At 63.5% G+C, this 26,148-nt stretch carries 25 protein-coding genes; 7 read left to right on the forward strand and 18 right to left on the reverse strand.

Going from position 1 to position 26,148, the window contains the following annotated elements; all coding sequences use genetic code 11:
• Positions 1-88: 88 nt before the first annotated feature.
• Complete coding sequence (locus D3227_RS02490) at positions 89-340, reverse strand: hypothetical protein (RefSeq protein WP_120012095.1); 252 nt, start codon at positions 338-340, stop codon at positions 89-91.
• Positions 341-441: 101 nt separating this feature from the next.
• On the opposite strand from D3227_RS02490, the gene D3227_RS02495 reads away from it, so the two are divergent.
• Genes D3227_RS02495 through D3227_RS02515 form a run of 5 tightly spaced genes read left to right on the forward strand, consistent with a single transcriptional unit; the run spans position 442 to position 5,686 of the window.
• The gene (locus D3227_RS02495) at positions 442-2,040 is read left to right on the forward strand and encodes an ABC transporter substrate-binding protein (protein WP_120012097.1); all 1,599 of its coding nucleotides are present in this window, start codon (positions 442-444) and stop codon (positions 2,038-2,040) included.
• 46 nt (positions 2,041-2,086) lie between these two features.
• The gene (locus D3227_RS02500) at positions 2,087-3,094 is read left to right on the forward strand and encodes an ABC transporter permease subunit (RefSeq protein WP_120012099.1); all 1,008 of its coding nucleotides are present in this window, start codon (positions 2,087-2,089) and stop codon (positions 3,092-3,094) included.
• A 47-nt stretch (positions 3,095-3,141) separates the two neighbouring features.
• Complete coding sequence (locus tag D3227_RS02505; RefSeq protein ID WP_245451627.1) at positions 3,142-4,002, forward strand: ABC transporter permease subunit; 861 nt, start codon at positions 3,142-3,144, stop codon at positions 4,000-4,002.
• The gene (locus D3227_RS02510; protein ID WP_120012103.1) at positions 4,002-4,859 is read left to right on the forward strand and encodes an ABC transporter ATP-binding protein; all 858 of its coding nucleotides are present in this window, start codon (positions 4,002-4,004) and stop codon (positions 4,857-4,859) included. The genes D3227_RS02505 and D3227_RS02510 overlap by 1 nt, the downstream gene beginning before the upstream one ends.
• Complete coding sequence (locus tag D3227_RS02515; protein WP_120012105.1) at positions 4,856-5,686, forward strand: dipeptide ABC transporter ATP-binding protein; 831 nt, start codon at positions 4,856-4,858, stop codon at positions 5,684-5,686. The genes D3227_RS02510 and D3227_RS02515 overlap by 4 nt, the downstream gene beginning before the upstream one ends.
• Before the next feature lie 39 nt (positions 5,687-5,725).
• Here the strand turns inward: D3227_RS02515 and D3227_RS02520 are convergent, their stop codons facing one another.
• The 5 genes from D3227_RS02520 to D3227_RS02540 all read right to left on the reverse strand — a co-directional run bounded on the left by D3227_RS02520 (position 5,726) and on the right by D3227_RS02540 (position 10,974).
• Entirely contained in the window at positions 5,726-7,018 is a 1,293-nt protein-coding gene (locus tag D3227_RS02520; RefSeq protein WP_120012107.1) for a cysteine desulfurase-like protein, read from the reverse strand.
• Between the two features lie 48 nt (positions 7,019-7,066).
• Complete coding sequence (locus D3227_RS02525) at positions 7,067-7,741, reverse strand: amino acid ABC transporter permease (RefSeq protein WP_120012109.1); 675 nt, start codon at positions 7,739-7,741, stop codon at positions 7,067-7,069.
• Between the two features lie 213 nt (positions 7,742-7,954).
• Positions 7,955-8,749 carry an ABC transporter substrate-binding protein gene (locus tag D3227_RS02530; protein ID WP_120012111.1) on the reverse strand — a complete coding sequence of 265 codons (795 nt, stop codon included), beginning with the start codon at positions 8,747-8,749 and terminating at the stop codon, positions 7,955-7,957.
• A gap of 73 nt (positions 8,750-8,822) precedes the next feature.
• Positions 8,823-10,118, reverse strand: coding sequence for a pyridoxal phosphate-dependent aminotransferase (locus D3227_RS02535; RefSeq protein WP_245451621.1), 1,296 nt, complete (start codon positions 10,116-10,118; stop codon positions 8,823-8,825).
• A 79-nt stretch (positions 10,119-10,197) separates the two neighbouring features.
• On the reverse strand, positions 10,198-10,974 hold the full coding sequence (locus tag D3227_RS02540; RefSeq protein ID WP_120012251.1) for an HpcH/HpaI aldolase family protein: 777 nt from the start codon (positions 10,972-10,974) through the stop codon (positions 10,198-10,200).
• Between the two features lie 123 nt (positions 10,975-11,097).
• Here D3227_RS02540 and D3227_RS02545 point away from each other — a divergent pair, with 123 nt between their 5' ends.
• Positions 11,098-12,189 carry an LLM class flavin-dependent oxidoreductase gene (locus tag D3227_RS02545; RefSeq protein WP_120012113.1) on the forward strand — a complete coding sequence of 364 codons (1,092 nt, stop codon included), beginning with the start codon at positions 11,098-11,100 and terminating at the stop codon, positions 12,187-12,189.
• A 1-nt stretch (position 12,190) separates the two neighbouring features.
• Here the strand turns inward: D3227_RS02545 and D3227_RS02550 are convergent, their stop codons facing one another.
• From D3227_RS02550 to D3227_RS02605, 12 genes are all read right to left on the reverse strand, one after another.
• The gene (locus tag D3227_RS02550) at positions 12,191-12,586 is read right to left on the reverse strand and encodes a RidA family protein (protein ID WP_120012115.1); all 396 of its coding nucleotides are present in this window, start codon (positions 12,584-12,586) and stop codon (positions 12,191-12,193) included.
• A gap of 70 nt (positions 12,587-12,656) precedes the next feature.
• Positions 12,657-13,805 carry an acyl-CoA dehydrogenase family protein gene (locus D3227_RS02555; protein ID WP_120012117.1) on the reverse strand — a complete coding sequence of 383 codons (1,149 nt, stop codon included), beginning with the start codon at positions 13,803-13,805 and terminating at the stop codon, positions 12,657-12,659.
• Entirely contained in the window at positions 13,805-14,617 is an 813-nt protein-coding gene (locus tag D3227_RS02560; protein ID WP_120012119.1) for an enoyl-CoA hydratase family protein, read from the reverse strand. The genes D3227_RS02555 and D3227_RS02560 overlap by 1 nt, the downstream gene beginning before the upstream one ends.
• Positions 14,614-15,084, reverse strand: coding sequence for a MarR family winged helix-turn-helix transcriptional regulator (locus D3227_RS02565; RefSeq protein ID WP_120012121.1), 471 nt, complete (start codon positions 15,082-15,084; stop codon positions 14,614-14,616). The genes D3227_RS02560 and D3227_RS02565 overlap by 4 nt, the downstream gene beginning before the upstream one ends.
• On the reverse strand, positions 15,078-15,851 hold the full coding sequence (locus D3227_RS02570) for an SDR family NAD(P)-dependent oxidoreductase (protein WP_120012123.1): 774 nt from the start codon (positions 15,849-15,851) through the stop codon (positions 15,078-15,080). Before D3227_RS02570 ends, D3227_RS02565 begins: the two co-directional genes overlap by 7 nt.
• Positions 15,848-18,142, reverse strand: coding sequence for a bifunctional salicylyl-CoA 5-hydroxylase/oxidoreductase (locus D3227_RS02575; RefSeq protein ID WP_120012125.1), 2,295 nt, complete (start codon positions 18,140-18,142; stop codon positions 15,848-15,850). Before D3227_RS02575 ends, D3227_RS02570 begins: the two co-directional genes overlap by 4 nt.
• Positions 18,143-18,258: 116 nt before the next feature.
• Entirely contained in the window at positions 18,259-19,095 is an 837-nt protein-coding gene (locus D3227_RS02580) for an ATP-binding cassette domain-containing protein (RefSeq protein ID WP_120012127.1), read from the reverse strand.
• Positions 19,088-19,966 carry an ABC transporter ATP-binding protein gene (locus tag D3227_RS02585; RefSeq protein ID WP_120012129.1) on the reverse strand — a complete coding sequence of 293 codons (879 nt, stop codon included), beginning with the start codon at positions 19,964-19,966 and terminating at the stop codon, positions 19,088-19,090. The genes D3227_RS02580 and D3227_RS02585 overlap by 8 nt, the downstream gene beginning before the upstream one ends.
• Entirely contained in the window at positions 19,963-20,811 is an 849-nt protein-coding gene (locus tag D3227_RS02590; RefSeq protein WP_120012131.1) for an ABC transporter permease, read from the reverse strand. The genes D3227_RS02585 and D3227_RS02590 overlap by 4 nt, the downstream gene beginning before the upstream one ends.
• A complete protein-coding gene (locus D3227_RS02595; RefSeq protein ID WP_120012133.1) occupies positions 20,804-21,811 on the reverse strand; it encodes an ABC transporter permease in 1,008 nt (335 codons plus the stop codon). The genes D3227_RS02590 and D3227_RS02595 overlap by 8 nt, the downstream gene beginning before the upstream one ends.
• Before the next feature lie 71 nt (positions 21,812-21,882).
• Complete coding sequence (locus D3227_RS02600; protein ID WP_120012135.1) at positions 21,883-23,409, reverse strand: ABC transporter substrate-binding protein; 1,527 nt, start codon at positions 23,407-23,409, stop codon at positions 21,883-21,885.
• Between the two features lie 108 nt (positions 23,410-23,517).
• Complete coding sequence (locus tag D3227_RS02605) at positions 23,518-25,092, reverse strand: phytoene desaturase family protein (RefSeq protein WP_120012137.1); 1,575 nt, start codon at positions 25,090-25,092, stop codon at positions 23,518-23,520.
• 119 nt (positions 25,093-25,211) lie between these two features.
• On the opposite strand from D3227_RS02605, the gene D3227_RS02610 reads away from it, so the two are divergent.
• Complete coding sequence (locus D3227_RS02610; protein ID WP_120012139.1) at positions 25,212-26,003, forward strand: cyclase family protein; 792 nt, start codon at positions 25,212-25,214, stop codon at positions 26,001-26,003.
• Positions 26,004-26,148: the final 145 nt, after the last annotated feature.

Raw genomic sequence — 26,148 nt, forward strand, 5'->3', positions numbered from 1 at the left:
CGCGCCGCTGCTGAAATGACAGAAGCGTCCTCCGCTGCAGCGGTTGCGGATTCCCCAAGAAATCCAGCATGCCGCCTATGTATTGCGACTATCGGCGACCGTGCAAGTCTTGCCCTTGCGGCAGAACGGGAAAAGATTTGCCGTCGAAATCTTCTCCGGGCGTGCCGGCCCGGACCGATATCTTCAGACACGCGCGCCCAATCGAAGGCCCTGCGGCGGCGCTGTCGAACGCATCGCGGATCAATAAAAAAATGAGGTCGTTAATAATGTCGTGATCGGTGGAATCTGCCAGATTTTTCTGCCATTTATCGTATGGGCGGAATTTTTTTCTGCTTACCATGGGGTACGCAAACGAGGTGTTCCAAAGCCAGAAAAACGGTGCTTATATGCGCGCTTCGCGAGCCTGATAGAGGGGCTTGGAAGAACATCAGGGAGTGCTCAATGAAAAAGAAACTGACTTTTGCAGCCGCGTTGCTGGCTGCAAGCGTCCTCAGCGGCGTGGCCAGCGCAAAGACGCTGGTCTACTGCTCGGAGGCATCGCCGGCCAACTTCGATCCGGGTACCACAACTGGCGGCAACGATTTCGACGCCTCGTCGCGCACGGTCTATTCGCGCCTGGTCGAGTTCAAGCATGGTGGCACCGAGATCGAGCCCGGTCTCGCCGACAAGTGGGAAATCTCGGACGACGGCCTGGTCTATACCTTCCACCTGCATCCGGGCGTGAAGTTCCAGACCACCGACTATTTCAAGCCGACGCGCGACCTCAATGCCGACGACGTCGTCTTCTCCTTCGATCGCCAATTCAACAAGGAAAACCCCTGGAACGGCGAGAAGTACCTGCCGAACCTGACCTGGGACTATTACACCGGCATGGACATGCCGAAATATGTCGCCAAGTGGGAAAAGGTCGATGACCTGACCGTGAAGCTGACGCTGACCGAGCCGAACGCGCCGATGCTTGCCAATCTCGGCATGGACTTCGCCTCGATCGTGTCGAAGGAATATGCCGAGCAGCTGGAGAAGTCCGGCAAGATGGCCGATTTCTCGACCAAGCCGATCGGCACCGGTCCGTTCCAGTTCGTCGACTACCAGCTGGATTCGGTCATCCGCTATGCGGCCCACCCGGACTACTTCAAGGGCAAGGAAAAGATCGACGATCTCGTCTTCGCCATCACGCCCGACGCGACCGCCCGCATCCAGAAGGTGCTTGCCGGCGAATGCGACATCGCGCCCTATCCGAATCCTGCCGACATCGGCACGATCAAGGCCAACCAGGACGTGACCCTGATGGATCAGGCCGGCCTGAACATCGGCTATATGAGCTACAACACCACCGTCCCGCCGCTCGACAAGCCTGAGGTGCGCCACGCGCTCAACCAGGCGATCGATCGCGAAGCCCTGATCAAGTCGCTGTTCCAGGACGCCGGCGCCACGCCTGCCGACAATCTGATCCCGCCGACCATGTGGTCGTGGGACAAGGACGTGAAGTTCGATTCCTACGATCCGGAAGCGGCCAAGAAGGTGCTGGCCGATGCCGGACTGAAGGAAATCCAGCTGTGGGCTTCCGATCGCGTTCGTCCCTATAACCCGAACTTCCAGCGTGCCGCCGAACTGATCCAGGCCGACTGGGCCAAGGTCGGCGTCAAGGCGGAGATCGTCAACTACGAGTGGACGAAGTATCGTGAGGAAGGCAAGAAGAAGGACCGTCCCGGCGCCTTCCAGATCGGCTGGACCGGCGACAATGGCGATCCGGACAATTTCTTCGCCACGCTGTTCGCTTGCTCGGCCATCGGCGTGTCGAACTATTCGAGCTGGTGCGACAAGGACTTCGAGGACCTGATCCAGAAGGCCAAGAAGACCAGCGACCAGGCCGAGCGCACCAAGCTCTATGAGCAGGCGCAAGTTGTCTTCCAGAAGCAGGCTCCTGCCTTCCTTATGGCACACAGCCAAGTCTATGCAGTCGTGCGCAAGAATGTCAGCGGTTTCATGATGGACCCGCTCGGCATTCATCGCTTCGACGGCGTCGACAAGGCCGAATAGAACTGTTAGGCGGGCGGCGCGCGATCAAGCGCCGCCCCTTTTCAAGATGCTCCGATACCTCCTCAACAAAATCGCATTGGTGATCCCGACACTCATCGGCATCACCATCTGTGCCTTCGCTTTCGTCAGGCTGCTGCCCGGCGATCCCATCCTTGCCATGGCCGGCGAGCACGGCGTTGCGCCGGCGCGCTACGAACAGCTCAAGGAACAGTTCGGCTACAATCTGCCGATCTGGCAGCAATATGCGCGCTATGTCGGCGAGGTCGCGACCGGTGATTTCGGCGTCTCGATCTCGTCCAAGCGGCCGGTGATGGAAGAGTTCAAGACCCTCTTTCCGGCAACGCTCGAATTGTCGTTCTTCGCCATGATCTTCGCCATGGTGCTGGGCATCCCCGCCGGCATATTCGCTGCGGTCAAGCGCGGCTCCTGGTTCGACCAGTCATTGATGGGCACGGCGCTCGTCGGCTATTCCATGCCGATCTTCTGGTGGGGCCTGCTGCTGATCATCTTCTTCTCCGGCTACCTCGGCTGGACCCCAGTTTCAGGCCGCATCGGCCTGCAATTCTTCCTGAAGCCGATCACCGGCTTCATGACCATCGACACCCTGATCTATGGCAAATGGGATGCCTTTCGCTCGGCGTTGAGCCACCTCGTCCTGCCCGCCATCGTGCTCGGCACCATCCCGCTGGCGGTGATCGCCCGCCAGACGCGTTCGGCGATGCTGGAGGTGCTGGGCGAGGACTATGTGCGGACCGCGCGCGCCAAGGGCCTGTCGTCGGCCCGTGTCATCGGCGTGCATGCCTTGCGCAATGCCCTGATCCCGGTGGTCACCACCATCGGCCTGCAGGTCGGCACGCTGCTTGCCGGCGCCATCCTCACCGAAACCATCTTCGCCTGGCCGGGCATCGGCAAGTGGATGGTCGATTCCATCTTCAAGCGCGACTATGTCGTCGTGCAGTCAGGCTTGCTTTTGATCGCGCTCATCGTCATGGCCGTGAACCTGATCGTCGATGTGCTCTATGCCGTCATCAACCCGCGCATACGGGCGTCATGATGAGCCAGTCGACCGAAATCACGCCGCTTGCCGCCAGCCCTGACCGCATGTTGGGGTTCAGGACCTTCTGGCACTATTTCTCGGTGAACCGTGGCGCCGTCATCGGCCTGTTCGTCTTCATCCTGCTGGTGGTGGCGGCGGTGCTTGCACCGGTGCTGGCGCCCTATGCGCCGGACGTCCAGGACAAGACCGCGTTCTTGAGGCCTCCTGCATGGCAGGCTGGCGGCAGCACCCAATACCTGCTCGGCACCGACGCGGTCGGCCGCGACATGCTCTCGCGCCTGCTCTATGGCGCGCGCTTCTCTCTCCTCATCGGTGCGGTCGTGGTCACGCTGTCGCTGTTCGGCGGCATCACGCTCGGCCTGCTTGCTGGCTACTTCCGTGGTTGGGTCGACGTGGCGATCATGCGCGTCATGGACCTGATCCTTGCCTTTCCGTCGCTGCTGCTCGCGCTGGTGCTGGTCACCATCCTCGGTCCTGGCCTGTTCAACGCGATGCTGGCGATCTCGCTCGTGCTGCAGCCGCATTTCGCCCGGCTGGTGCGCGCCGCCGTCATGGCGGAGAAAAGCCGCGAATATGTTGTGGCCGCGAAGGTTGCGGGTGCCGGACATCTCAGGCTGATGCTTCGCACCATCCTGCCGAATTGCCTGGCGCCGCTGATCGTCCAGGGCACGCTGTCATTCTCGAATGCCATTCTCGAAGCGGCGGCCCTCGGCTTCCTCGGTCTGGGTGCCCAGCCGCCGACGCCCGAATGGGGCACGATGCTCGCCTCGGCGCGTGAATTCATCCTGCGCGCCTGGTGGGTCGTGACCTTCCCCGGCCTCGCCATCCTCATCACCGTGCTCGCAATCAATCTGGTCGGCGATGGCCTGCGCGACGCGCTCGATCCGAAGCTCAGGAGGTCGTGATGGCGCTACTCGACATCCAGAATCTCGTCGTCGAGTTCCAGACCGCTTCGGGTCCGTTCCGGGCGGTCGACGGTGTCTCGCTCCATGTCGATGAGCGCGAAGTGCTGGCCATCGTCGGCGAATCCGGCTCCGGCAAGTCGGTGTCGATGCTGGCCGTCATGGGCCTCTTGCCGTGGACGGCCACGGTCACGGCCGACAAGATGAGCTTTGCCGGACGCGATCTCCTGAAATTGAGCTCCGCCGAGCGGCGCAAGATCGTCGGCAAGGACATGTCGATGATCTTCCAGGAGCCGATGGCCAGCCTCAATCCCTGCTTCACGATCGGTTTCCAGATCGAGGAGGTGCTGCGCTTCCATATGGGCATGGACCGCGCACAGCGCCGTGCCCGCGCCGTCGAACTCCTGAAGCAGGTCGGCATTGCCGAGCCGGCGGAACGGCTGGACTCCTTTCCGCACCAGATGTCGGGCGGCCAGTGCCAGCGCGTCATGATCGCCATTGCCATTGCCTGCAATCCGAAGCTTCTGATCGCCGACGAGCCGACGACAGCCCTTGATGTCACCATCCAGAAGCAGATCCTTGACCTGCTTGTCTCGCTGCAGGCCAGATACGGCATGGGCCTGATCATGATCACCCACAATATGGGCGTCGTGGCCGAGACTGCCGACCGCGTCATCGTCCAGTACAAGGGCCGCAAGATGGAAGAGGCCGACGTACTGTCGCTGTTCGAAAGCCCAAAGAGCAACTACACGCGCGCGCTGCTCTCGGCGCTGCCGGAAAACGCCGTCGGTGACCGGCTGCCGACCGTTTCCGACATGCTGTTCGAACCGGCGCCGTCAGCAGCAGGAGCCGCCCGATGAGCGTCAGGGTCCTCGAGGGCAAGGACATCAGGCGCGACTACCATGTCGGTGGCGGGCTGTTCCGTGGTGCACGCACAGTGCATGCGGTCAAGGGCGTCTCCTTCAGCGTCGACAAGGGCAAGACGCTGGCCATCGTCGGCGAGAGCGGCTGCGGCAAGTCCACGCTGGCGCGCATCATCACGCTGATCGATCCGGCGACATCGGGCGAACTGTTCATCGACGGCAACAAGGTCGACATCGCCAGGGGCGGGCTGACCAAGGAGATGCGCCGTAAGGTGCAGATCGTCTTCCAGAACCCCTACGGCTCCCTCAATCCACGCCAGAAGATCGGCGACGTGCTGGGCGAGCCGCTGTTGATCAACACCGACAAGCCGGCCGAGGAACGCCGCGACCTCGCCATGAAGATGCTGAGGAAGGTTGGCCTCGGCACCGAGCACTACAACCGCTACCCGCACATGTTCTCGGGCGGCCAGCGCCAGCGCATCGCCATTGCCCGTGCGCTGATGCTGAACCCGAGCCTCCTGGTGCTGGACGAGCCGGTCTCCGCGCTCGACCTGTCGGTCCAGGCGCAGGTGCTCAATCTGCTCGCAGACCTGCAGGACGAGTTCCAGCTGACCTACGTCTTCATCAGCCACGACCTTTCGGTGGTGCGCTACATCGCCGACGACGTCATGGTGATGTATTTCGGCGAAGCGGTCGAATACGGCTCGCGCGACGAGGTCTTCGCCGACCCCAAGCACAACTACACCAGGACGCTGTTCGCCGCGACGCCGCGCGCCGACGTCGCCTCGATCAAAGCCAGGCTGGCGAAGAAGAAGGCTGCCTGACGCGGCCAAGTCGCATCAGCGCAATTTTCAAAGTGATCACTACAGCTTGGCGATGATCGTGCGCAGCGCTTCGCCGAAGCGGCGCACTTCATCCACCGTATTGTAGTGCACCAGCGAGGCGCGGATGGCGCCGCTGTCCATCGAGAGATTGAGGCGCTTCATCAGCCGCGGCGCATACATGTGGCCGTCGCGGATGCCGATCTGCATTTCCGCCATTTCCTCGACGATCCGCTGCGGCGACAGCGTGCCGATGTTGAAGCAGAAGGTCGGCACGCGCTCATGAATGCGGGCCTCGTCGGCGACGCCGTAGATCGTGGCATTGCAGCTCTTGAGCACACCAAACATCTCGCGCGCCAGCACCAGCTCGTAGTCGCGGATGGCGTTCATGCCGGCGACGATGTTGTCGCGGCGCGAGCGGTTGTTCTCGGGCAACAGGTTGCGGCCGATCAATTCCAGATAGCGCACGGCGGCATCCATGCCCGAGACATTCTCGTAGATGAAGGTGCCGGCCTCGACCTTGTAGGGCGGCTCGTCGGGGATGAAATCCTCGCGGAAAGTCGGCAGCCGCTTCAGCGTGTCGAAGCGCCCCCACAGGAAGCCCATATGCGGCGAGAAATTCTTGTAGCCGGAGCAGACCAGATAGTCGCAATCCCAGGCCTGCACGTCGATCAGCCCGTGCGGTCCGTAATGCACGCAGTCGAGGAACACTTCGGCGCCGGCCGCGTGCGCGATCTTGGCCACGGAAGCAACGTCGACGATCGAGCCGATCGAATGCGCCGTCACCGTGCAGGCGACGAGCCTTGTGCGGTCCGAGACCAGCGGGCGTAGGTCGTCGACATGCAGATTGCCGTCCTCGCGCATGCGCCACCATTTGCACTTGGCGCCGGCCGATTCCAGCGCCAGCCAGGTCGCGATGTTGGCGTCGTGGTCCATGTCGGTGATGACAATCTCGTCGCGTTCCCCATCTGTGTCCTTGGCGAGCATCTGGCCGATGCCCAGGCTGACCAGGCGGATGAACGAGGTGGCGTTCATGCCGAAGCAGATTTCCGATGGGCTATAGGCGTTGATCAGCAGCGCCACGCTTTCACGGGCATCGGCGACCGACTGGTCGACAGTGACGCTGCGGCCATAGCGGCCGCCGCGCTGCACATTGTGCGCCACCAGGTGGTTGGTCACCGCGTCGAGCACGCTCTGCGGGATCTGCGCGCCGGCTGCATTGTCCAGGAAGATGAAGTCGCCGGCCCGCTGCAGGGCCGGGAACATCGCGCGGATGGCCTCGACCGGAAACGCGCCGGCGGCGTTGTTCGCATTGGCGGTTTGATGCTTGTTCAAGGGTCGTCTCCTGCGAAGTGCTTTTGCGGATGGGTTCGATTGCAGAGGTCAGCGCGTTTTTTCGGTCTTGAAGCGACGTTCAAGCAGGCTGACGAGGCGGACCATCGGCCAGAGGAAGATGAGATAGACCAGGGCCGCGCCGATCAGCGGCGAGGGGTTGGCGTAGAGCGACTGGGCGTTGGTCGCTTCCTTCAGCAATTCGGGCAGCGCCACGGTGGAGGCGAGCGAAGTGTCCTTGAACATCGAAACGCAATTGCTGGTCATCGGCGGAATGACCACGCGGATCGCCTGCGGCAGCACCACCTTGCGCAAGGTCAGCAGGAACGGCAGGCCGAGCGCCTGCGCCGCCTCGAACTGGCCGCTTGGAATGCTCTCTATGCCGGAGCGGAACACCTCGGCCGAATAGGCCGCCATGATGATCGCGAAGGCCGTCACCGCGGAGCTCCACGACGACAGGCGGATGCCGAGGAACGGCAGCGCGTAATAGATCAGGATCAGCACGACCAGCACCGGCATCGCACGGAAGATGTCGATGTAGCCGACCGCGAGCCACCGCAACGGCTTTGGCGCATAGAGCCGCACCAGGCTGATCGCCAGGCCGATCGGGATGCCGATACCGATGCTGAGGATGCCGAGCAGCAGCGTGTTCAGGAAGCCGCGCAACAGCGCCGGCAGGCTCGACATCATGACGTCGGCGTTGAAGAAGGTGTCCAGCAGCGACATGGGAGCATTCCCGAAACGGTTGGCGTCCCGCGACGCTAGAGCAAAGGATGCACAAGTTGAAACTACTCGTTGATGGCGAGACTGCGCGAAAGCCGGCGCTGGTGCGTCAAATCAAAGTGCTGTGCGGCCCGCTACGGACCGGCAGTATGTGCGGCGGCGCGATGAAATCGTGCCGGCCTGGAGAGCCGGCACGATTGCAGCGAAACCTGCCGATCAGGCCTTCGGCAGCGGCATTTCCTTGACGGTCGATGAATCGGCGGGTGCGTCGCTGCCAAACCACTTCTTGTGGATCGCGGCGATCGTGCCGTCCTTCTTCATCGCGCTCAGCGCGTCGTTCAGCTTGCCGAGCAGCGGATGGTCCTTGGTCATCATCAGGCCGTACTGTTCGCCGGTCTTGATGCGCTCCTTCACGGTGAGGTCCTTCATCTTGGTGAAGGAATACTCCATGCCGGGGATGTCGCTGACGGCGGCGTCGACGCGGCCGGCGCTGAGATCAAGCAGCAGGTTCTGCTGCGTGTCATAGCCCTTCACGTCGCTGAACCCGTCGGCCGCCTGGTGCTCCTTGACCCAGGTCTCGCCGGTCGATCCGGACAGCACGCCGATGATCTTGCCCTTGAGGTCGGCTTCGGCCTTGATCGGGCTGTCGGTCTTGGTGGCGATGCCCATGTCGGAATCATAGTAGGGCTGGGTGAAGGACTGCGACTTCAGCCGCTCCGGCGTGATGGTGATCGACGAAATCGCCACATCGATGCGCTTCGACGTGGTGGCGGCAAACAGCGCCTGGAAGCCGAGATCGGCGATTTCCGTGGTCATGCCTATGCGCTTTGCCGCTTCGTTGACGATGTCGACTTCAAAGCCCTCGAAGGTGCCGCTCTCGTTCTTGTATTCGAAGGGCGGGTTGGTCGGATAGGCGCCGACATTGAGCACATCCGCGGCATAGGCGGCGGGGCCGGTTGCGATGCCGATGGCGGCAGCGAGAAGAAGCAGGTTGCGACGCGTTAAGCTCATTGGTGTTCCCTCTGTTGTTGAACGGGCGGGTTGGTCCCGCACGGCTTTTTGCCGCCCCGTTTCCGGCAGGGCGTCAATTCATGGCAGCGACCATGCGCTCGAGCGCGGTCGCTATCTGGTCGCGGTCACGGCAGACGCACATCCGCAGGAAGGCCGTCGACGAATTTCCGAACAGATGGCCAGGCGCCAACCCGACATGCGCCGTCTCCAGGATTTTTGCGCAGACGCGACGGGCGTCGCTTTCGCCTTCCATGGCGAAGAATGCATACATGCCGCCGCGCGGCTTCTTGGGCAGCACGATGCCGGGGATCTCAGCCAGTCTGCCATAGGCTAGGTCGAGGCCGGTCTTGATCCGCTGCCGGATCTCCTCGACCAGCGGCTCGCCCTGGCGGATCGCCGCGACGGCGCCGGCCTGGATCGGCGCTGCCGTGCCGCTGTTGACATATTGGGTCATGGCGCCGAGCTGGTCCGCCACCCCCGACGCATGCGTCAGCCAGCCGACGCGCCAGCCGGTCATCGCCCAGGCCTTCGAGAAACTGTTGACCGAGAGCACCCTGTCTCCATCCTCGGCGATCTGCAGGATCGAAGGCGCCACGTCGCCGTCGAAATAGAGCCGGCCATAGACCTCGTCGGAAATGATCCAGATGCCGGTGCGCCGGCTGAAGTCGAGCAGGGCCTGCATCTCCTCGCGCGATGCGGTCCAGCCCGTTGGGTTGGAGGGCGTCGACAGGAAGATCGCCCTGGTGCGCGCGTCGCAGGTCGCAAACAGCCGCTCGAGATCGAGCTGCCAGTCGCCTTTGAAGTCGAGTGAAAACGGCCGCGGCTCGCCACCGATAAGGTGGATGGCGTTGTGGATGTTGGGCCATTGCGGCGCGACATAGACAACGTTGGTGCCGGTATCGACCAGCAGATCCAGCGCCAGGAACAGGGCCTGCATGCCGCCGGGAGTGACCGTTGTGCGTGAAATCGGGATCGGCCGGCCGTGGATGCGCGTCTGGTACTCCGACAGCGCTTCGTTCAACGGGGCGTGGCCACGCATGTTGGGCACGTAGAAAGTCAGGCCTTCGTCGAACGCCGCCTTGGCTGCGTCGCGGATGAAGACCGGTGTCGCCATGTCGCCTTCGCCATACCAAAGCGCGATCACGTCGCCCAGTTCACGAGCGCGCACGGCAAGGTTGGCGATGTTTTCAGTATGCAGATCGCGGATTTGGGCGCGAACGCCATCGAAAGCGTAACGCGCGCTGGCCAGAGACGACGACTGGGGCAGCATGAACGACAAGGACTGAACCTCGCACCCTGAACGCCTCGGCAGGCTGCCGGCAAGCCCGTCCGGCACGGCAGCCACGACCGATATTGAATGCTTATCCAAAGCGCCGGACTTTTCAAGGCAAAAGTTTTAAGCTTAAAAAGATTTCCGCTGTACCACCGACGCTGTACGTCAAGCCGAACTACAGGCGTTCGCCTCGTGCCAGTTCAGCGCGTGCCGCGGCATAGTTGGCCGCAGCGCCGGCGCCGAGAAACATCGTGTCGCTGGCCAGGATGAAGAAGCTGGCGCCGATGGCTGCCCATTGGCCGACAGGCTGCGGGCTGGCGCAAAATATGCCGGCGGTCCTGCCGTGCGCGATCGTCACGCCAATGATCGTCCGGATTGCCGCGTTGAGCTTGTCGGCGCCTTGCGCGCCAATCGCATCGATCGACACCGAAAGGTCTCCGGGGCCGACGAAGATCACATCGACGCCTTCGACAGCCGCGATCGCCTCGATATTGGCGAGCCCCTCGGCGGTCTCGACCTGTACCGCGACGACCGTCCTGGCATTGGCCTCGGCGATGTATTCCGGGATGCGGTAGCCATAGCCGGCGGCCCGGCCAGGCCCGACGCCGCGCTCGCCTTGCGGCGGATAGCGACAGGCCTTCACCGCCGCCTCAGCTTGGGCAGCGGTCGAGATGCGCGGGACGAGCACACCTTGCGCGCCGCTGTCCAGCACTGCTGCGATCGCCTCCGGCTGGTGGCCGGGCACGCGCACCATGGCAGGCACCTGATGCAGGTCGGCCGCCCGCACCATGTTTTCGATCATGCCTCTGGACATCTGGGCATGCTCCCAGTCGATGCAGAGGAAATCGAGACCGGACTGCGCCATCACCTCCACTGCAACGGCATGCGGTATGGCGGCAAACGATCCGATGAGGCTTTTCTTGCCGATGCATTTCTGGCGGAATTCGCTCATGCCGATCCCCTTCTTGGTCCTGCCCAAATCCATATCCGCAAACCGCGATCGCGCGAAGCTATTTCAGGCTTGAAATATTTTTCCGGAGCCGTAGCGTGCCGTCTCCGCCCAAGAGTTCGCGACATGATCAAAACCCATCCCCTGCACGGCCCGAACAGGTTGAAGCTCGGAGTCTTTTCGACCAACGCCGATGGCGGGCTCGCCATCACCGACGTTCCGGAACGCTGGACGGCAAGCTGGCAGGACAATCTGACGGCGGCCCGGATCGCTGACCGAGCCGGGTTGGAATTCATGCTGCCGATCGCGCGCTGGCGCGGTTTTGGCGGCCGCAACAAGGTGCGCGAGTGGTCGTTCGAGACATTCACCTGGGCGGCCGCGCTTGCGGTAGCCACCGGACAGATCGGCCTGTTCATGACCGTGCACGTGCCACTCGTGCACCCGCTTTACGCCGCCAAGGCGTTGGCCACGGTCGACCACATCAGCCAGGGCCGCGCCGGGCTCAACATCGTCTGCGGCTGGAACCCAAAGGAATTCGGCATGTTCGGCACACCTCTGGTCGAGAAGGGCTACGACCAGGCAGCCGAGTGGATCGAAATCCTGGAAAAACTCTACGCCTCGGACCAGCCTCTCGACTATGAAGGCACCTACTACCATCTCAAGCAGGCGGTGAGCCGCCCGGCCAGCCTGCAGCGGCCACGGCCGGTGACCATGAACGCCGCCTTCGGCGGGCCGGGCCGCGATTTCGCCGCCGCCAAATGCGACTATCTGTTCACCACCTTTTCCGAAATGGCCGATGCCGGAAAGCACGTGACCGACATTCGCGAACGGGCGGAGAAGCTTGGGCGCGATGTAGGCGTCTACACAGTGGCGCATGTAGTCTGCCGACAGACGATGGAGGAGGCGCAAGCCTACTACACGCGGTATGCCGTTGATATGGCCGACCATGATGCGGTCGATGCGCATATGGCAGGCAAGAAGGAATTCTCGCAGTCGCACGATACGCATGCCTATGACCGCTACCGGCAGCGCTTCGCCGGCGGCGCCGGCACCTACCCGCTGATTGGAACGCCGGAAACCATCGCCGCAGACATGATTGCCATCGCCGGGCACGGCTACCAGGGCATTGCGCTGTCCTTCGTCAACTACACGCAGGAACTGCCCTATTTCTGCGACCGCGTGCTGCCTTTGCTGAGGCAGGCGGGCTACCGAGGATAGCTTATTCAGGAATGACAGCCGTCGCCTGGATCTCCACCTTGGCGCGGTCCTCGACCAGCGCCACCACCTGCATGGCAGCCATCGCCGGAAAGTGCCGCCCGATCACCGCGCGATAGGCCTCGCCGATCCCCTTGAGATTGGCCAGATACTCGGCCTTGTCGGTGAAATACCAGGTCATCGAGGTGATATGCCCAGGCTCACCGCCGGCCTCGGCCAGCACCGCGACGATGTTCTCAAGCGTCTGCCGCACCTGGCCGACAAAATCGTCGGTCTCGAACCGGCATTGCCCGTTCCAGCCGACCTGACCGCCGACGAACACGAGCTGCCCCCGCGCGGCGACGCCATTGGCATAGCCGACGGGTTTCGCCCAGCCTTCCGGCTGCAGGATCGTGTGCATGTCATGCCTCCCGATATTCAATCTTCTTCTCAAAAAATGTCAGCTTCGAAAACAGTCCGATCTATGGCCCTCAGGCCGCGCCCATCACTTGCCTGGCGATCACCACTTTCTGCACGTCGGAGGCGCCCTCGTAGATGCGCAGCGCCCGGATCTCGCGATAGAGTCTTTCGACGATATGACCCTTGCGCACGCCGTCGCCGCCGTGCAGTTGCACGGCTTTGTCGATCACTTCCTGTGCCTTGTCGGTGGCGAACAGTTTTGCCATGGCCGCCTCGCGCGTCACTCGCGTGGCCCCCATATCCTTGGTCCAGGCGGCGCGGTAGACGAGCAAGGCAGCGGCATCGACATCGAGTGCCATGTCGGCGATGTGACCCTGCACCATCTGCAGCTCTGCCATCGGCGCGCCGAACAGTTTTCGTTCGGCCACCCTGCCGATGCTTTCGTCCAGTGCGCGGCGAGCAAAGCCGAGTGCCGCTGCACCCACTGTCGAGCGGAAGACGTCGAGAACCGACATGGCGATGCGAAAGCCGTCACCCGGTCTGCCGATCAGCGCCGAGGATGGAACGCGGGCGTTTTCGAAGCAGAGCCGTGCCAGCGGATGCGGCGCGATCACCTCCAGCCGTTCGGCGGTGCTCAGGCCCTTCGTCTCTGCCGGCACGATGAAGGCTGAAAGCCCCTTGGCGCCCGGCGCCTCGCCGGTGCGGGCAAAGACGACATAGAGGTCGGCGATGCCTCCATTGGAGATCCAAGTCTTTTCGCCCGACAGCAGATAGTCGCCACCGTCGCGCGTGGCGGTCATCTCCATGTTGGCGACATCCGATCCCGAGCGCGGCTCCGACAGCGCAAAGGCTGAAATCGCCTTGCCGGCGCGTGTCTTCGCCAGCCATTGCTGCTGTTCCGGCGTGCCGAACAGACTGAGCGCGCCGGTGCCGAGCCCTTGCATGGCAAAGGCAAAGTCGGCCAGCCCGTCATGGCGGGCCAGCGTCTCGCGTGTTAGGCAAAGCGTGCGCACGTCAAGGGGGCCGGGATTGTTGGTATCGAGCGCCGTCGGCTTCAGCCAACCGTCCCGCCCGAGCTTCGCCACCAGCTCGCGGCAAGCGGCATCGACATCATGGTGATCGACCGGCAGGTTTTTCGCGCACCATGCGTTCAGCTGTTCGGCGAGCGCGCGGTGGCGATCCTCAAAGAACGGCCAGTTGAGGAAGGAACGGTCAGCCATCAATTCCCCGCGAACACCGGCGTTTCCTTGGCGACAAAAGCCTTGTAGGCGCGCTCGAAATCGCCGGTCTGCATGCAGATCGCCTGCGCCTGTGCTTCCGCTTCGATCGCCTGGTCGAGACCCATCGACCATTCCTGGTTGAGCTGCGTCTTGGTGATGCCGTGGGCGAAGGTCGGGCCGGAGACGATGCGCGCGGCCATCTCCAGTGCGTCGGCCTCGAGCGCCGCTGCCTCGACCAGCCGGTTGTAGAACCCCCAGCGCTCGCCTTCCGCCCCCGTCATCGTGCGGCCGGTGTAGAGCAGTTCGGCGGCGCGGCCCTGGCCGATGATGCGCGGCAGGATCGCACAGGCACCCATGTCGCAGCCTGCGAGGCCGACGCGCGTGAACAGGAACGCCGTCTTGGCCTGCGGCGTCGCGATGCGGATGTCCGACGCCATGGCGATGATGGCGCCGGCGCCGACCGCCACGCCGTCGACCGCCGCGATGATCGGCTTGCCGCAATTCAGCATCGCCTTGACGAAGTCGCCGGTCATGCGCGTGAAGGCGAGCAGTTCCTTCATACCCATCCTGACCAGCGGCCCGATGATGTCGTGGACATCGCCGCCCGAGCAGAAATTGCCGCCATTGGGCAGGAACACTACGGCATCGACATCGTCGGCATAGACGAGGTCGCGAAACGCATCACGCAGCTCGGCATAGCTGTCGAAGGTCAGCGGGTTCTTGCGCTCCGGCCGGTCGAGCCGGATCTTTGCGATCTTGCCTTCGACCTGCCAGAGAAAGTGCTTGGACTTGCGGCCTGCCATTTGGGTCATTCGCGTCCCTCCCAATTGCTGCGGAATGAGGTCAGCATGCCGGTCAGCCGGCGCGCTTCCTCCTCGCTGACATTGCCGAGCAACTCGCCGACCCAGCCTTCATGCGCGGCGGCGATCACGGCGAAGGCCTTCGAACCTTCCTCGGTCAGCCGCACCATCGAAGTGCGGCGGTCGCCGTTGCGGCGGGCCCGCGCGACAAGCCCCTCCGACACCAGCCGGTCGACGATGCCCGTGACATTGCCGTTGGAGACCAGCAGGAAGCGCGACAGGTCGCTCATCAGCATGCCTTCCGGCGCACGGTAGAGCGCCGCCATCACGTCGAAGCGCGGCAGCGTGGTGTTGAATTCCTTCTTCAGCCGCTCGCGCAGTTCGGCCTCTATGGTGCGCGAGGCGCGCAGCAGGCGTATCCACAGGCGCAGCCGGTCCTTGCCGGGTCCTGAAGGGGTGGGCAGGGGACCGGCTACCATGTCTCGCCTCCTGAAATCGAAATCGCCTGTCCGGTGATCGATGCTGCCGCATCGCCGCACAGCCACAGCACTGCGGCTGCGACTTCCTCCGGCTGGATGAAACGTCCCTGCGGATTTGTCGAAGAAAGACTTGTTCGCGCGTCCTCGAGCGAGCGCCCGGTCTTTTCGACGATGCGCTGGATGGAGGTTTCCAGCATCTCGGTTTCGACGAAGCCTGGGCAAACGGCGTTGACGGTGACGCCGGATCTGGCGGTCTCGGCGGCCAGCGCCCGCATCAGCCCGACGACACCGTGCTTGGCGGCGACATAGGCCGAAACGTAAGCGTAGCCTTTCAGGCCGGCGGTCGAGGCAACGAAGACGATCCGGCCCGCCTTGCGCGCCGCCATGCCGGCCAGTGCCGGCTTCACCGTCAGGAACGCGCCCGTCAGGTTGACGTCGAGCGTGCGCTGCCAGTCGCTGAGTGAGGTCCGCTGCGCAGCCGCGCTGCCGGACATGCCGGCATTGGCGACAACGATGTCGAATTGTCCGCGCGCCGCTTCCGCCTGGCTGTAGAGGGAGGTCATCGATGCTTCGTTGGTGACATCGGCGGCGATGCCGAAGATGCGGTCGCTTTCCCCCGCGACTTCGGCAAGTGCCGCCTCGCGCCGGCCGCAGATGGTGACCTTGATACCGGCACCGGCCAATGCCAGCGCGATCGCCCGGCCGACGCCGGAGCCACCGCCGGTGACCAGCGCATGGCGGTCGGCCAATGTCGTGGTGGCGATCATACTTTCAGCCCCGCTGCCGCGTCGCGCTCGGCCAGCCGATAGATCTGGTCGCGGCCCGGCAGATAGGGATCCGGCCATTTGACGCCGCGGTCGCCGAGCGCGACGGCAGCATGCAGCGTCCAGTAGGGATCGGTGAGATGCGGCCTTGCCAGCGCGACGAGGTCGGCGCGGCCGGCCATCAGGATCGAGTTGACATGGTCCGGCTCGTAGATGTTGCCGACCGCCATGGTCGCCATGCCGACCTCGTTGCGGATGCGATCGGAAAACGGCGTCTGGAACATGCGGCCGTAGACAGGTTTTGCCAGCGCAGAAGTCTGGCCGGCCGAGACGTCGCAGATATCGACGCCGGCCTCGTGCAGCATGCGCGCGATCTCGACCGCCTCGGCAGGCGTTACGCCTTCGATGCCGACCCAGTCATTGGCCGAAATGCGCATCGAGATCGGCTTTTCCGCCGGCCAGGCGGCGCGCACCGTACGGAAGATTTCCAGCGGGTAGCGCATGCGGTTTTCCAGCGAGCCGCCATGTTCATCCGTGCGCCGGTTGGTGATTGGCGTGATGAAGGACGACAGCAAATAGCCATGCGCGGCGTGGATCTCCAGCATGTCGAAGCCGCAACGCGCTGCCATCTCGGCGGAAGCTACGAACTGGTCGCGCACCAGATCCATGTCGGTGCGGTCCATCGCCTTCGGCACCTGGTTCTGCGGCGACCATGCGACTGCCGAGGCCGCCATCACCGGCCAGTTGCCCGATACCAGCGGCACGTCGGTTCCTTGCCAGCCGAGCCGGGTCGAACCCTTGGCGCCGGAATGGCCGATCTGGGCGCAGATCTTCGCCTCGGTTTCGGCATGGACGAAATCGACCAGCCGCTTCCACGCCGCCTCGTGCCGCGGGGCGTAGAATCCTGTGCAGCCGGGCGTAATCCGGCCTTCCGGGCTGACGCAGGTCATCTCGATATAGAGCAGCCCCGCGCCGCCCTTGGCGCGCTCGGCATAGTGGGCGAAATGCCAGTCGGTCGGACATCCGTCGACGGCCTTGTACTGCGCCATCGGCGAGACGACGATGCGGTTGGCGAGCACCATGTCGCGCAGCTTGAACGGTGCGAACATCGGCGCACGGCGCAGGCTGTTGCCGCCGGCGCCGGCTTGGCGCTGGAACCATTCCTCGGCGCCGGCCAGCCATTCGGCATCGCGCAGCCGGAGATTCTCGTGGCTGATGCGCTGCGAGCGGGTCAGCAGCGAATAGTTGAACTGCACCGGGTCGAGGCCGAGATAGCGCTCGACCTCCTCGAACCATTCCAGCGAATTGCGCGCCGCCGACTGCAGCTTCAGCACTTCGGTGCGCCGCGCATCCTCATATTTGCGGAAGGCTGCCTCGAGATCCGGCTCGGACTCGACATAGTCGGCCAGCGCCACCGCACTTTCCAGCGCCAGCTTGGTGCCGGAGCCGATAGAAAAATGCGCCGATGCCGCCGCATCGCCCATCAGGGCAAGGTTATTGTACGACCAGCGCTCGCACAGGACGCGCGGGAAATTGATCCAGGCCGAACCTCTTATATGGTTGGCATTGGTCATCAGCGCATGGCGGCCGAGATGTTTTTCGAAGATGCGCTCGCAGACCGCGATCGATTCCTGCTGCGTCATCGCGCCGAAGCCGAAGCGCTGCCAGGTCTGCTCACTGCATTCGACGATGAAAGTCGCGGTCTCGCTGTCGAACTGGTAGGCGTGCGCCCACACCCAGCCATGCTGCGTCTTCTCGAAGATGAAGGTGAAGGCGTCGTCGAATTTCTGGTTGGTGCCAAGCCAGACGAACTTGCATTTGCGGGTGTCGATGTCGGGCTTGAACACATCGACGAAAGTGCTGCGCGCTCTCGAGTTCAGACCGTCGGCGGCGACCACCAGATCGTGCGTTTCCATATAGGGCCTGGGGTCGGCGATATCGGTCTCGAAGACGAGCTTGATGCCGAGCTCGCGCGCCCGCCGCTGCAGCAGGGTCAGCAGCCGCTTGCGGCCGATGCCGCAAAAGCCGTGGCCGGTCGAGACCGTGCGCACGCCGTCATGGATAACCGCGATGTCGTCCCAATAGGCGAAGTGCTTCTTGATCCAGACGGCGCTCACCGGATCGTTCTTGGAGAGGTTTTCAAGCGTTTCGGCCGACAGCACCACGCCCCAGCCGAATGTATCGTCGGCACGGTTGCGCTCGAACACCGTCACGTCATGCGCGGCATCGCGGAGCTTCATCGAAATGGCAAAGTAGAGGCCGGCTGGTCCACCGCCGAGAACCGCAACCTTCATGCGTGCGATCTCCTCTTCGCTTGCTGGTCCGAGTATCGCGCAGCAGGCAAATTATTTCAAGCTTAAAGTTTTATATCGAAACGATCCCCGCATCCGCGTATGGCATGCGAATGAACTCACGTCAGGGCCTTTGTCGTGGCAAGCGTGCCTAGCCAGCCCGCATCGATTTCAGGCAGTGGGATGGCTGATATCAGCTCGCGTGTGTAGGCGTCCTTGGGACTGTCGAAAAGGGCGTCGGTGGCGCTCGCTTCGATGATCCTGCCTTCACGCATGACGATCACCTGCTGGCAGAGCCGCCGGATCACCGACAGATCGTGGCTGATGAAAGCGACCGTCAGGCCCATCTCAGTCGCGAGTTTCTCCAGCAAGGTCAGGATCTGCGCCTGCGTCGACACATCGAGGCCGGAGACGATCTCGTCGGCGAGCACGAATTTCGGCGACAGCGCCAGGGCGCGAGCGATGCCGACGCGCTGGCGCTGGCCGCCCGACAGTTGGTGGCGATAGCGGCTGGCGAAGCTCTGCGGCAGGCCGACACGCTGCAGCGCCTCGGCGACCCGGGCCTTCAGATTGTCGCCAAGGCCGTTCTGCTTGAGTGGTGCGGCGATGATGCTGAAGATGGTGCGGCGCGGATTGAGCGACGACATCGGATCCTGGAAGATCATCTGCAGATTGCGGCGCAGCGGCCTGAGCTCAGCCTCCGAAAGATGGCTGATGTCGCGGCCATCGAAACTGATCGACCCGGCGCAGGGTTCGATCAGCCGCACCAAGGCGCGGCCGAGCGTCGATTTGCCGGAGCCGGATTCGCCGACAATGCCGGTCACCGACCCCTTCGGCAGGTCGAAGTCCAGCCCCTTCAGGATCTCGGCCAACGGCGCTCGGCCGATCAGCGGTTTGCGCGTCATGTCAGGCAGCGCGACCTTCAGCCCGCGCACGGAAATCAGCGGCTCAGCCATGGGGGCGCCTCCAGGCCTGGTCTGCCGCCGCGATCTCCGCCGCCAGTCCGGCGAGCACCGCATCATCCACTGGTTTCAGCGACGCAAGCGGATCGGTGTAACGCGGTGTCGCCGCCATCAGTGCCCGCGAATAGGGGTGCTGCGGCGCGGTGAAGAGATCGGCCGTCGCGGCCTCCTCCACCACCTTGCCGGCATAAAGCACCGAGACTTTCTGGCTGATCTTGGCAACGACGCCGAGATCATGCGTGACGAACAGGATCGCCGTGCCGTGGTCGCGCTGCAGTTGCGCGATCAGGCGCAGGATCTGCTTTTGCACGGTCACGTCCAGCGCCGTCGTCGGCTCGTCGGCGACGATCAGTCTTGGCTCTGCGGCGAAGGCGGCGGCGATCAGCACGCGCTGGCGCATGCCGCCGGAAAGCTCGTGCGGATAGCATTTCAGCACGCGCTCCGGATCGCGAATCTGCACCGCGTCCAGCAACTGGCGGATGCGCTTGTCGGCCCTCTCGCCGCTCCAGCCGAGAATGCGGACCAGCCGGTCGGTGATCTGTGGGCCGATGCGGCGCGACGGGTTGAGCGCAGTCAGCGGATCTTGCGGGATCAGCGCGGTACGGGCGCCGATCAGCGTGCGCCGTGCCTTGGGTGCAAGCCGGCCGAGATCCTCGCCTTCGAGCAGCATGTCGCCCTCGACGATGCGCACGCTGGACGGCAGCACGCCGAGCACTGCCTTGCCGATCATCGTCTTGCCGGCGCCGCTCTCGCCGACCAGCGCGCGCACCTCGCCGGGTTGGACCGACAGCGACACCGAGCGCAGCACGCGCTGGCCATTGGGCAGCACGGCGCTCAAGGAGCGGATGTCGAGACAAGCACTCATCGCAGCACCGGATCGAAACGCGCCTTCAGCGCTTCGCCGAATTGGCTGAACGACAACACGGTCAGGATCAGCGTGATCAGCGGGAACACCAGCACCCACCAGGCCTGATGGATCGACAACCGGCCCTCGGCGATGATGCCTCCCCAGGTCGGGTCGTCGGTCGAAATCGACAGATTGACGAAGGACAGGATCGCCTCGACGATGACGGCAATGCCCATGTCCAGCGACAAAAGCGCCACGATCGACGGCACCACATTGGGCAGCACTTCGCGCAGCATGATGCCGATGCGGCCATAGCCGGCGATGCGCGCGTTTTCGACATAGTCCATGCGCGACTGGCCCATCGCCTCGGCCCGGATCACCCGGCAAAAGCGCGTCCAGTCGATGACCGCGATGGCGATGATGACCGAGCTCAGGCCGGTGCCCAGTACCGCAACCAGCAGGATGGCGAACAGCACCGGCGGGAAGGCCATCCAGATATCAACGATACGCGAGATGATGCGGTCGGCCCAGCCGCCGAAATAGCCAGCGATCAGACCGAGCGCCGAGCCGACCAGGCAAGCGGCGATTGCAGCGGCGAATGCGACTATGAAGGCGATGCGGCCGGCGAAGATCAATCGCGACAAGAGATCCCGGCCGAGGCTGTCGGTGCCGAGCCAGTAGCCGGGCTCTGCCCCGTCCAGCCAGAAAGGCGGCAGCCGTTCCAGCATCAGATCCTGCGCCAGCGGGTCCTGCGGCGCGATCAGTGGCGCCAGGATCGCCGCCAGCAGTGCCAGCAGCAGCCAGCCACCGGCCAGCCACAGCCTTGGTCCGACGCCACGCCTGGCCATGCGGGCCTCATCCATGGCGCAGCCTCGGATTGAGCAGCGCATACATCATGTCGACGGCAAGGTTGATCAGCACGAACAATAGCGCGAAGACCAGCACGATGCCCTGGATCAGCGGCAGATCGCGGTTGATGACGGCATCGATCGCCATGTTGCCGAGACCTTCATAGGAAAACAGGCGCTCGACGATGACCGTGCCGCCGATCAGGAAGGTGAACTGCACGCCGACCAGCGTCAGCGTCGGCAGCGCGGCATTCTTCAGCGCCTCGCGCAGGATGACCTGCGTTTCGGAAAAACCCTTCACCCGCGCCAGCACGACATAGTCGAGGTCGAGCACTTCCTTCAGAGACTGTTTCAAAAGCTGCGTGATAATCGCCGCTAGGGGCAGCGCCAGCGCCACGGCCGGCATCAGCATATGTTTCAGCAGGTCCCAGGTCAGGTCGAAGCGCAGTCGCAGAATGCTCTCGACCAGATAGAATTGCGTGACGAAGGGCAGGTCGAGCTGCGGCGACACCCGGCCGGAAATGTCGAACACCGGCATCAGCACACCGAACAGCAGGATCAGCACCAGCCCCCACAGGAAGTCCGGAATGGCGAGCGCCGTCCCGCTGGCAATGTCGATGCCGGCCTCGACCGCCGTGCCGCGCTCGCGCGCGCCGAGGATCGCCGCCGTACCGCCGATCGCCACCGCCATCAGCAATGCGAAGGTGGCAAGCTCCAGCGTCGCCGGCAGCCGGTTTAAGACCAGGCTCAGCACATCCTGGCGCAGCGAGATCGAGGTGCCGAAATCGCCCCTGACGACACCGGACAGCCAGATGAAGAATTGCTGCACGATGGTCTTGTCCAACCCATAGAGCGCGCGCAGCCGGGCGATGTCGGCGTCGGTCGCGCCCGGCGGCAGCATCATCGCGATCGGGTCGCCCGGCGCGACGCGGATGACGACGAAGACGACGACAGCGACGCCGAACAGCGTGACCAGCATCGTCAGAAGACGGATCAGAAATCTTTGCAGAAGCATGGTCGCCTGTACGTCTGGCGAAAAAGGGCGCGCCACCGGTTGCGGTGGCGCGCATGCAGTCTATGCCGCTATCAGGCCGGGGTCATCAGCGCCGGCAGCAGTGCGCCGGACACATGCTGCACCACGTTGACGCCCTTGGCATGCACGATCGGCTGCGCATACTGGATCAGCGGCAGCACATAGGCCTGCTCGGCAATGTATTTGTCGACCGCCTTCCAGCCGGCGATGCGCTTGGCTTCGTCCTTCTCGCCCCACAGCGGGTTGATCATGTCGATCAGGTCCTGGCTGTCCCAGACCGAATGCGGACTCGGGCCGTACATGGCAAAGCCGGTCGACGTCGTCGGATCGCCGATGGCGTTGCCCCAATTGTAGAAGGCCGCCGGTGCCAGCTTGTCGGCGGCGCGCAGCTCGTAGTGCTTGGCGATCTCGTAGACCTCGATCGTCGCCTCGATGCCGACCTTGCGCCACATACCGACAATCGCCTGGATCATCTCGTAATCCTTGGGCTTGAAGCCCTTGGTTGTCTGGATGGTGAACTTGACTGGCTTTTCCGGCGAATAGCCGGAAGCGGCGAGCAGTTCCTTGGCCTTCTCCGGATTGTGCTCGACCTTGATTGAGGCATCGAAGGCGGTGTATTCCGGCGTCTCCAGCGTAGCGATTGGCTGGCCGTAGCCGCGCAGCAGCCGCTTGACCAGCAGCTCCTTGTCCACCGCCATGACGGCCGCCTGGCGGACGTTTTTGTCCAGCATCGCCTCGATGTCGTTGAAAAAGATCATGCCGATGTCGGAAACGTTCTTGCACGAGCCGGCAAGCCCGTCCTTGGCAATCAGCCGGTCATATTCCTCATAGGGGATTTCGAGTGTCACCTGCGAGGAACCCGACTCGATTTCGGCGACGCGGCTCGCCGCATCGGTGACGAACTTGATCGTCACATTCTCGAAGGCCGGCTTATCGCCCCAGTAGTTCGGATTGGCCTTGAGCCGCAGGAAGGCGTTGCGCTCGAATTTGTCGACCATATAGGGGCCGGTGCCGATCGGCGCTTTCTCGAAACCCTCGGCGCCGACCTTCTCGTAATAGGCCTTCGGCATGATGTAGCCGGTGAGGAACGACATCCACTTGAAATATACCGGGTCGAACTGGACGACGTCGCCTGATATCTTGTTGCCGTCGATCTTGAAGTTGTTGACGTTCTTCCAGACGAACTGGATCGGGTTGCCGGTCTTCTCGTCGCCCGCCCGCTGCAGCGACCAGACCACGTCCTCGGCCGTGAACGGCGAGCCGTCATGCCATTTCACGCCGTCGCGTACCGTCATCGTGATCTTGGTTCGGTCGTCGTTCCAGCCCCATTCGGTGAGCAGGCCGGGCGCGAAGGACAGGTCCGGCTTCTGCGGGATGAACTGGTCGAACACCGACTGGTAGAGGCCCTGGATGGTCGGGTTGACCGCCGAGGGTCCGGTGGTCGGATCCCAGGATGGCAGGTTGACGTTGTAGGCGATGGTCAGTTCACCGGCCGCCTTGGCGATCTGCGGCAGGCCGAGTGCGGTCGCGCCGAGTGCGGCAGCACTGTATCCGAGCAAGTCTCGTCTGTTGATTGTCATGGTCGTTCCCCTGTTGGTTTTATCTGCGCGGTATCATTGTCGTTCGCTGGGTTCAGGCTCCTGGGCAACCGCGCCTTAACCTTCCTTCACCCTAAGATTTTTTGGCTGCTACCTCCCGCCAAGCTGTTGCGCGAGCATGAAGCCCGAGGCCGCACCGGTGCCGGCGCCCGGCCACGTTGCGGCACCCGTCAGGTGCAGATTGGCGACCGGCGTGTTCCAGCCGGCGTAGCCGCGCGCCGGGCGGAAGAGAAAATTCTGCGCTAGATGATGGCTGCCACAGATCTGATCGCCGCCGACCAGGTTCGGATTCTCACGCTCGAGATCGAGCGGCGAGAACACGGCGCGGCCAAGGATTTTTTGGCGCAGGCCGGGCGCATAGGTTTCGATGATGTCGAGCACACGCTCGGCGTAGACTTGCTTGACCTCGTCCCAGCGGTCCGGCGCGATCTGCCCAGCCGCATCCCCCAGGATTTCGGCCGGCAACATGCGCACCTGCACCCAGAGCACATGCTTGCCTTCGGGCGCCCGCGATGGATCGATTGCGGTCGGCTGGCCCACGACCAGCACCGGCTCGTCCGGCAACATGCCGGCCATCGCCTGCTGATAGGTGCGCGACATCGCATCGAGCGATGGCGACAGATGTACATAGGCGAATTGCCGAAGCTCTGCCCCGGCGCGCCAGTCCGGCAGATCGTCCAGTGCCAGATGGATCATCATCGTGCCCGGGGCATGACGGAACTTTCTCATCGCTGCGTCGAAGGTTGCATCGCCGGAGCCATCGGGCAGCAGCCTGCCGGCGAGCGCCCTGGGCGCGACGCTGGCGATGACCGCCTTGCTGGCGATGTGGAAATCGCCGGATGCGAGCCGCACGCCGGTCGCTCTACCGCCGGCGACCGTGATCTCAGCCACTTCCGCTCCGGTGGCGATCTTGCCGCCGGCCGCTGTGACCATGCCGGACAGCGCCCGGATCATCGTGTCCGCGCCGCCCTTGCCCAGCACCATGCCGAAGCTCTGGTTGGCCATCGATTCCAGATAGGGGAACACGGCGCCCCCGGCGATGTCGGGAGCAAAGTCGAGATGCATGCCCCAGGCGGCAAGCGTTGCCCTGAAATGCGGGGACTGGAAATTCTCCTCGAGCCACGCGCGAGGTGAGGAAAGCAGCAAACGGCCAGTATCGAGCGCGCCGGAAAAACCCTTCTTGCGCCACAGGTTCCAGGCCGTGCCGGCAAGGGCGCGTGCGCTCATCGGCGAACCCAGCAGGCGAAACAGATGCTCGGCCTCGGGTAGAAAACCGGCAACCAGCCGGCGCCATGTGGCAGCGTCGGCGGCGGAGAAAGCCTCCAGCCGCGCCGCGGTCTTTTCCAGGTCGTTGCTGACGCCGAACCAGCGTCCATCCGGAAAGGCGCTGGCAAAGCAGTCGCCGACCGGGGCGAATTCCAGTCCGTGTGTTTTCAATTCATTTGCATATTTCCGGTGGAAGGCTGAGCCGGCAAACAGGCTCAGATTCATCGCGCCGAAATCATGCTTGAAGCCAGGCAGGGTGAACTCGTGGGTCTGGACCGCGCCGCCTATTGCTGCACTGCGTTCAAAAACCGCTGTTTTCCAACCCTTGAGCGCCAGATGCGCGGCGCATGCCAGACTGTTGTGGCCTGCCCCGACAAAGATGGCGTCGAACTCGCTCACGCCCCAAACCCATTTCCTTTATGCTTAAAGATAATTGCAGATGCATATGTTTTCGTCTAGTAGGATATTAAGGGCCGAGACGAGCCTCGATCATCAACGACAAAGAGGGAACTGAGACCATGGACACGCAAAAACTCCTCGGCGAAGTCGCCGGCCAGCTGCTTTCAGGCGGCATCAAGGTGGTCGACCTGTCGGCGCCGCTCGGACCCGACACACCGCTGATCAAGCTGCCGCCAGAGCTTGCCGTCGACACGCCGAAGGTCGAGATCCACTCGATCTCCCGCTATGACAAGAACGGCCCGTGGTGGGCCTGGAATTGGCTGAAGCTCGGCGAGCATTCGGGCACGCATTTCGACGCGCCGCAGCATTGGATCACCGGCAAGGATTATCCGGACGGCGCCACCGACACCATTCCGGCGCAGAATTTCGTCGGCCCGGTCAATGTCATCGACTGCTCGAAGGAAGCCGCCGCCGATCACGATTTCCTGCTTACCGTCGACCACATCAAGGCATGGGAAGCAAAGCACGGCGCCATCAACGCCGGTGAGTGGGTGGTAATGCGCACCGACTGGTACAAGCGCAACGGCTCGGAAGCCGAATTCCTCAACGCCAACGAGACCGGCCCGCATACGCCAGGACCGACGGCCGAGGCGATCCAGTTCCTGATCAGCAAGGACATCAAGGGCTGGGGCAGCGAGACGATCGGCACCGATGCCGGCAAGGCCGGCGGCATGGAGCCGCCATTCCCGGCGCACACGCTGATGCACAAGGCCAACCGCTACGGCCTCGCCAGCCTCTGCAACCTCGACCAGCTGCCGCCGAAAGGCGCGATCCTGATCGCCGCACCGCTCAAGATCGAGCACGGCACCGGCAGCCCGATCCGCGCGCTGGCGCTGGTGCCAGGGAAATAGGGGCAAGGTGGCGGTCTTCGGGAGAAGATCATGGCGAAGGCGGTGGTGACGGCCAATCTCCCCCCAAGCGGGGGAGATGTCCGGCAGGACAGAGGGGGGCGCGAAGGAGCGCCACCCCGCCCACTTGTTCCTGTCTCTTACAACC

The organism is Mesorhizobium waimense (assembly GCF_003601975.1).
In the GTDB taxonomy this organism is placed as follows: Bacteria; Pseudomonadota; Alphaproteobacteria; order Rhizobiales; family Rhizobiaceae; genus Mesorhizobium; species Mesorhizobium waimense.

Excerpts from the sequence above, each read along its gene's own strand:
- D3227_RS02590 (WP_120012131.1), bottom strand. The coding sequence starts at position 20,811 with ATGGATGAGGCCCGCATGGCCAGGCGTGGCGTCGGACCAAGGCTGTGG.
- D3227_RS02580 (WP_120012127.1), bottom strand. The coding sequence starts at position 19,095 with ATGGCTGAGCCGCTGATTTCCGTGCGCGGGCTGAAGGTCGCGCTGCCT.
- D3227_RS02550 (WP_120012115.1), bottom strand. The coding sequence starts at position 12,586 with ATGCACACGATCCTGCAGCCGGAAGGCTGGGCGAAACCCGTCGGCTAT.
- D3227_RS02555 (WP_120012117.1), bottom strand. The coding sequence starts at position 13,805 with ATGGCTGACCGTTCCTTCCTCAACTGGCCGTTCTTTGAGGATCGCCAC.
- D3227_RS02530 (WP_120012111.1), bottom strand. The coding sequence starts at position 8,749 with ATGAGCTTAACGCGTCGCAACCTGCTTCTTCTCGCTGCCGCCATCGGC.
- D3227_RS02545 (WP_120012113.1), top strand. The coding sequence starts at position 11,098 with ATGATCAAAACCCATCCCCTGCACGGCCCGAACAGGTTGAAGCTCGGA.
- D3227_RS02585 (WP_120012129.1), bottom strand. The coding sequence starts at position 19,966 with ATGAGTGCTTGTCTCGACATCCGCTCCTTGAGCGCCGTGCTGCCCAAT.
- D3227_RS02495 (WP_120012097.1), top strand. The coding sequence starts at position 442 with ATGAAAAAGAAACTGACTTTTGCAGCCGCGTTGCTGGCTGCAAGCGTC.
- D3227_RS02570 (WP_120012123.1), bottom strand. The coding sequence starts at position 15,851 with ATGATCGCCACCACGACATTGGCCGACCGCCATGCGCTGGTCACCGGC.
- D3227_RS02560 (WP_120012119.1), bottom strand. The coding sequence starts at position 14,617 with ATGACCCAAATGGCAGGCCGCAAGTCCAAGCACTTTCTCTGGCAGGTC.
- D3227_RS02600 (WP_120012135.1), bottom strand. The coding sequence starts at position 23,409 with ATGACAATCAACAGACGAGACTTGCTCGGATACAGTGCTGCCGCACTC.
- D3227_RS02490 (WP_120012095.1), bottom strand. The coding sequence starts at position 340 with ATGGTAAGCAGAAAAAAATTCCGCCCATACGATAAATGGCAGAAAAAT.
- D3227_RS02515 (WP_120012105.1), top strand. The coding sequence starts at position 4,856 with ATGAGCGTCAGGGTCCTCGAGGGCAAGGACATCAGGCGCGACTACCAT.
- D3227_RS02525 (WP_120012109.1), bottom strand. The coding sequence starts at position 7,741 with ATGTCGCTGCTGGACACCTTCTTCAACGCCGACGTCATGATGTCGAGC.
- D3227_RS02565 (WP_120012121.1), bottom strand. The coding sequence starts at position 15,084 with ATGGTAGCCGGTCCCCTGCCCACCCCTTCAGGACCCGGCAAGGACCGG.
- D3227_RS02575 (WP_120012125.1), bottom strand. The coding sequence starts at position 18,142 with ATGAAGGTTGCGGTTCTCGGCGGTGGACCAGCCGGCCTCTACTTTGCC.
- D3227_RS02540 (WP_120012251.1), bottom strand. The coding sequence starts at position 10,974 with ATGAGCGAATTCCGCCAGAAATGCATCGGCAAGAAAAGCCTCATCGGA.
- D3227_RS02610 (WP_120012139.1), top strand. The coding sequence starts at position 25,212 with ATGGACACGCAAAAACTCCTCGGCGAAGTCGCCGGCCAGCTGCTTTCA.
- D3227_RS02500 (WP_120012099.1), top strand. The coding sequence starts at position 2,087 with ATGCTCCGATACCTCCTCAACAAAATCGCATTGGTGATCCCGACACTC.
- D3227_RS02595 (WP_120012133.1), bottom strand. The coding sequence starts at position 21,811 with ATGCTTCTGCAAAGATTTCTGATCCGTCTTCTGACGATGCTGGTCACG.
- D3227_RS02505 (WP_245451627.1), top strand. The coding sequence starts at position 3,142 with ATGTTGGGGTTCAGGACCTTCTGGCACTATTTCTCGGTGAACCGTGGC.
- D3227_RS02510 (WP_120012103.1), top strand. The coding sequence starts at position 4,002 with ATGGCGCTACTCGACATCCAGAATCTCGTCGTCGAGTTCCAGACCGCT.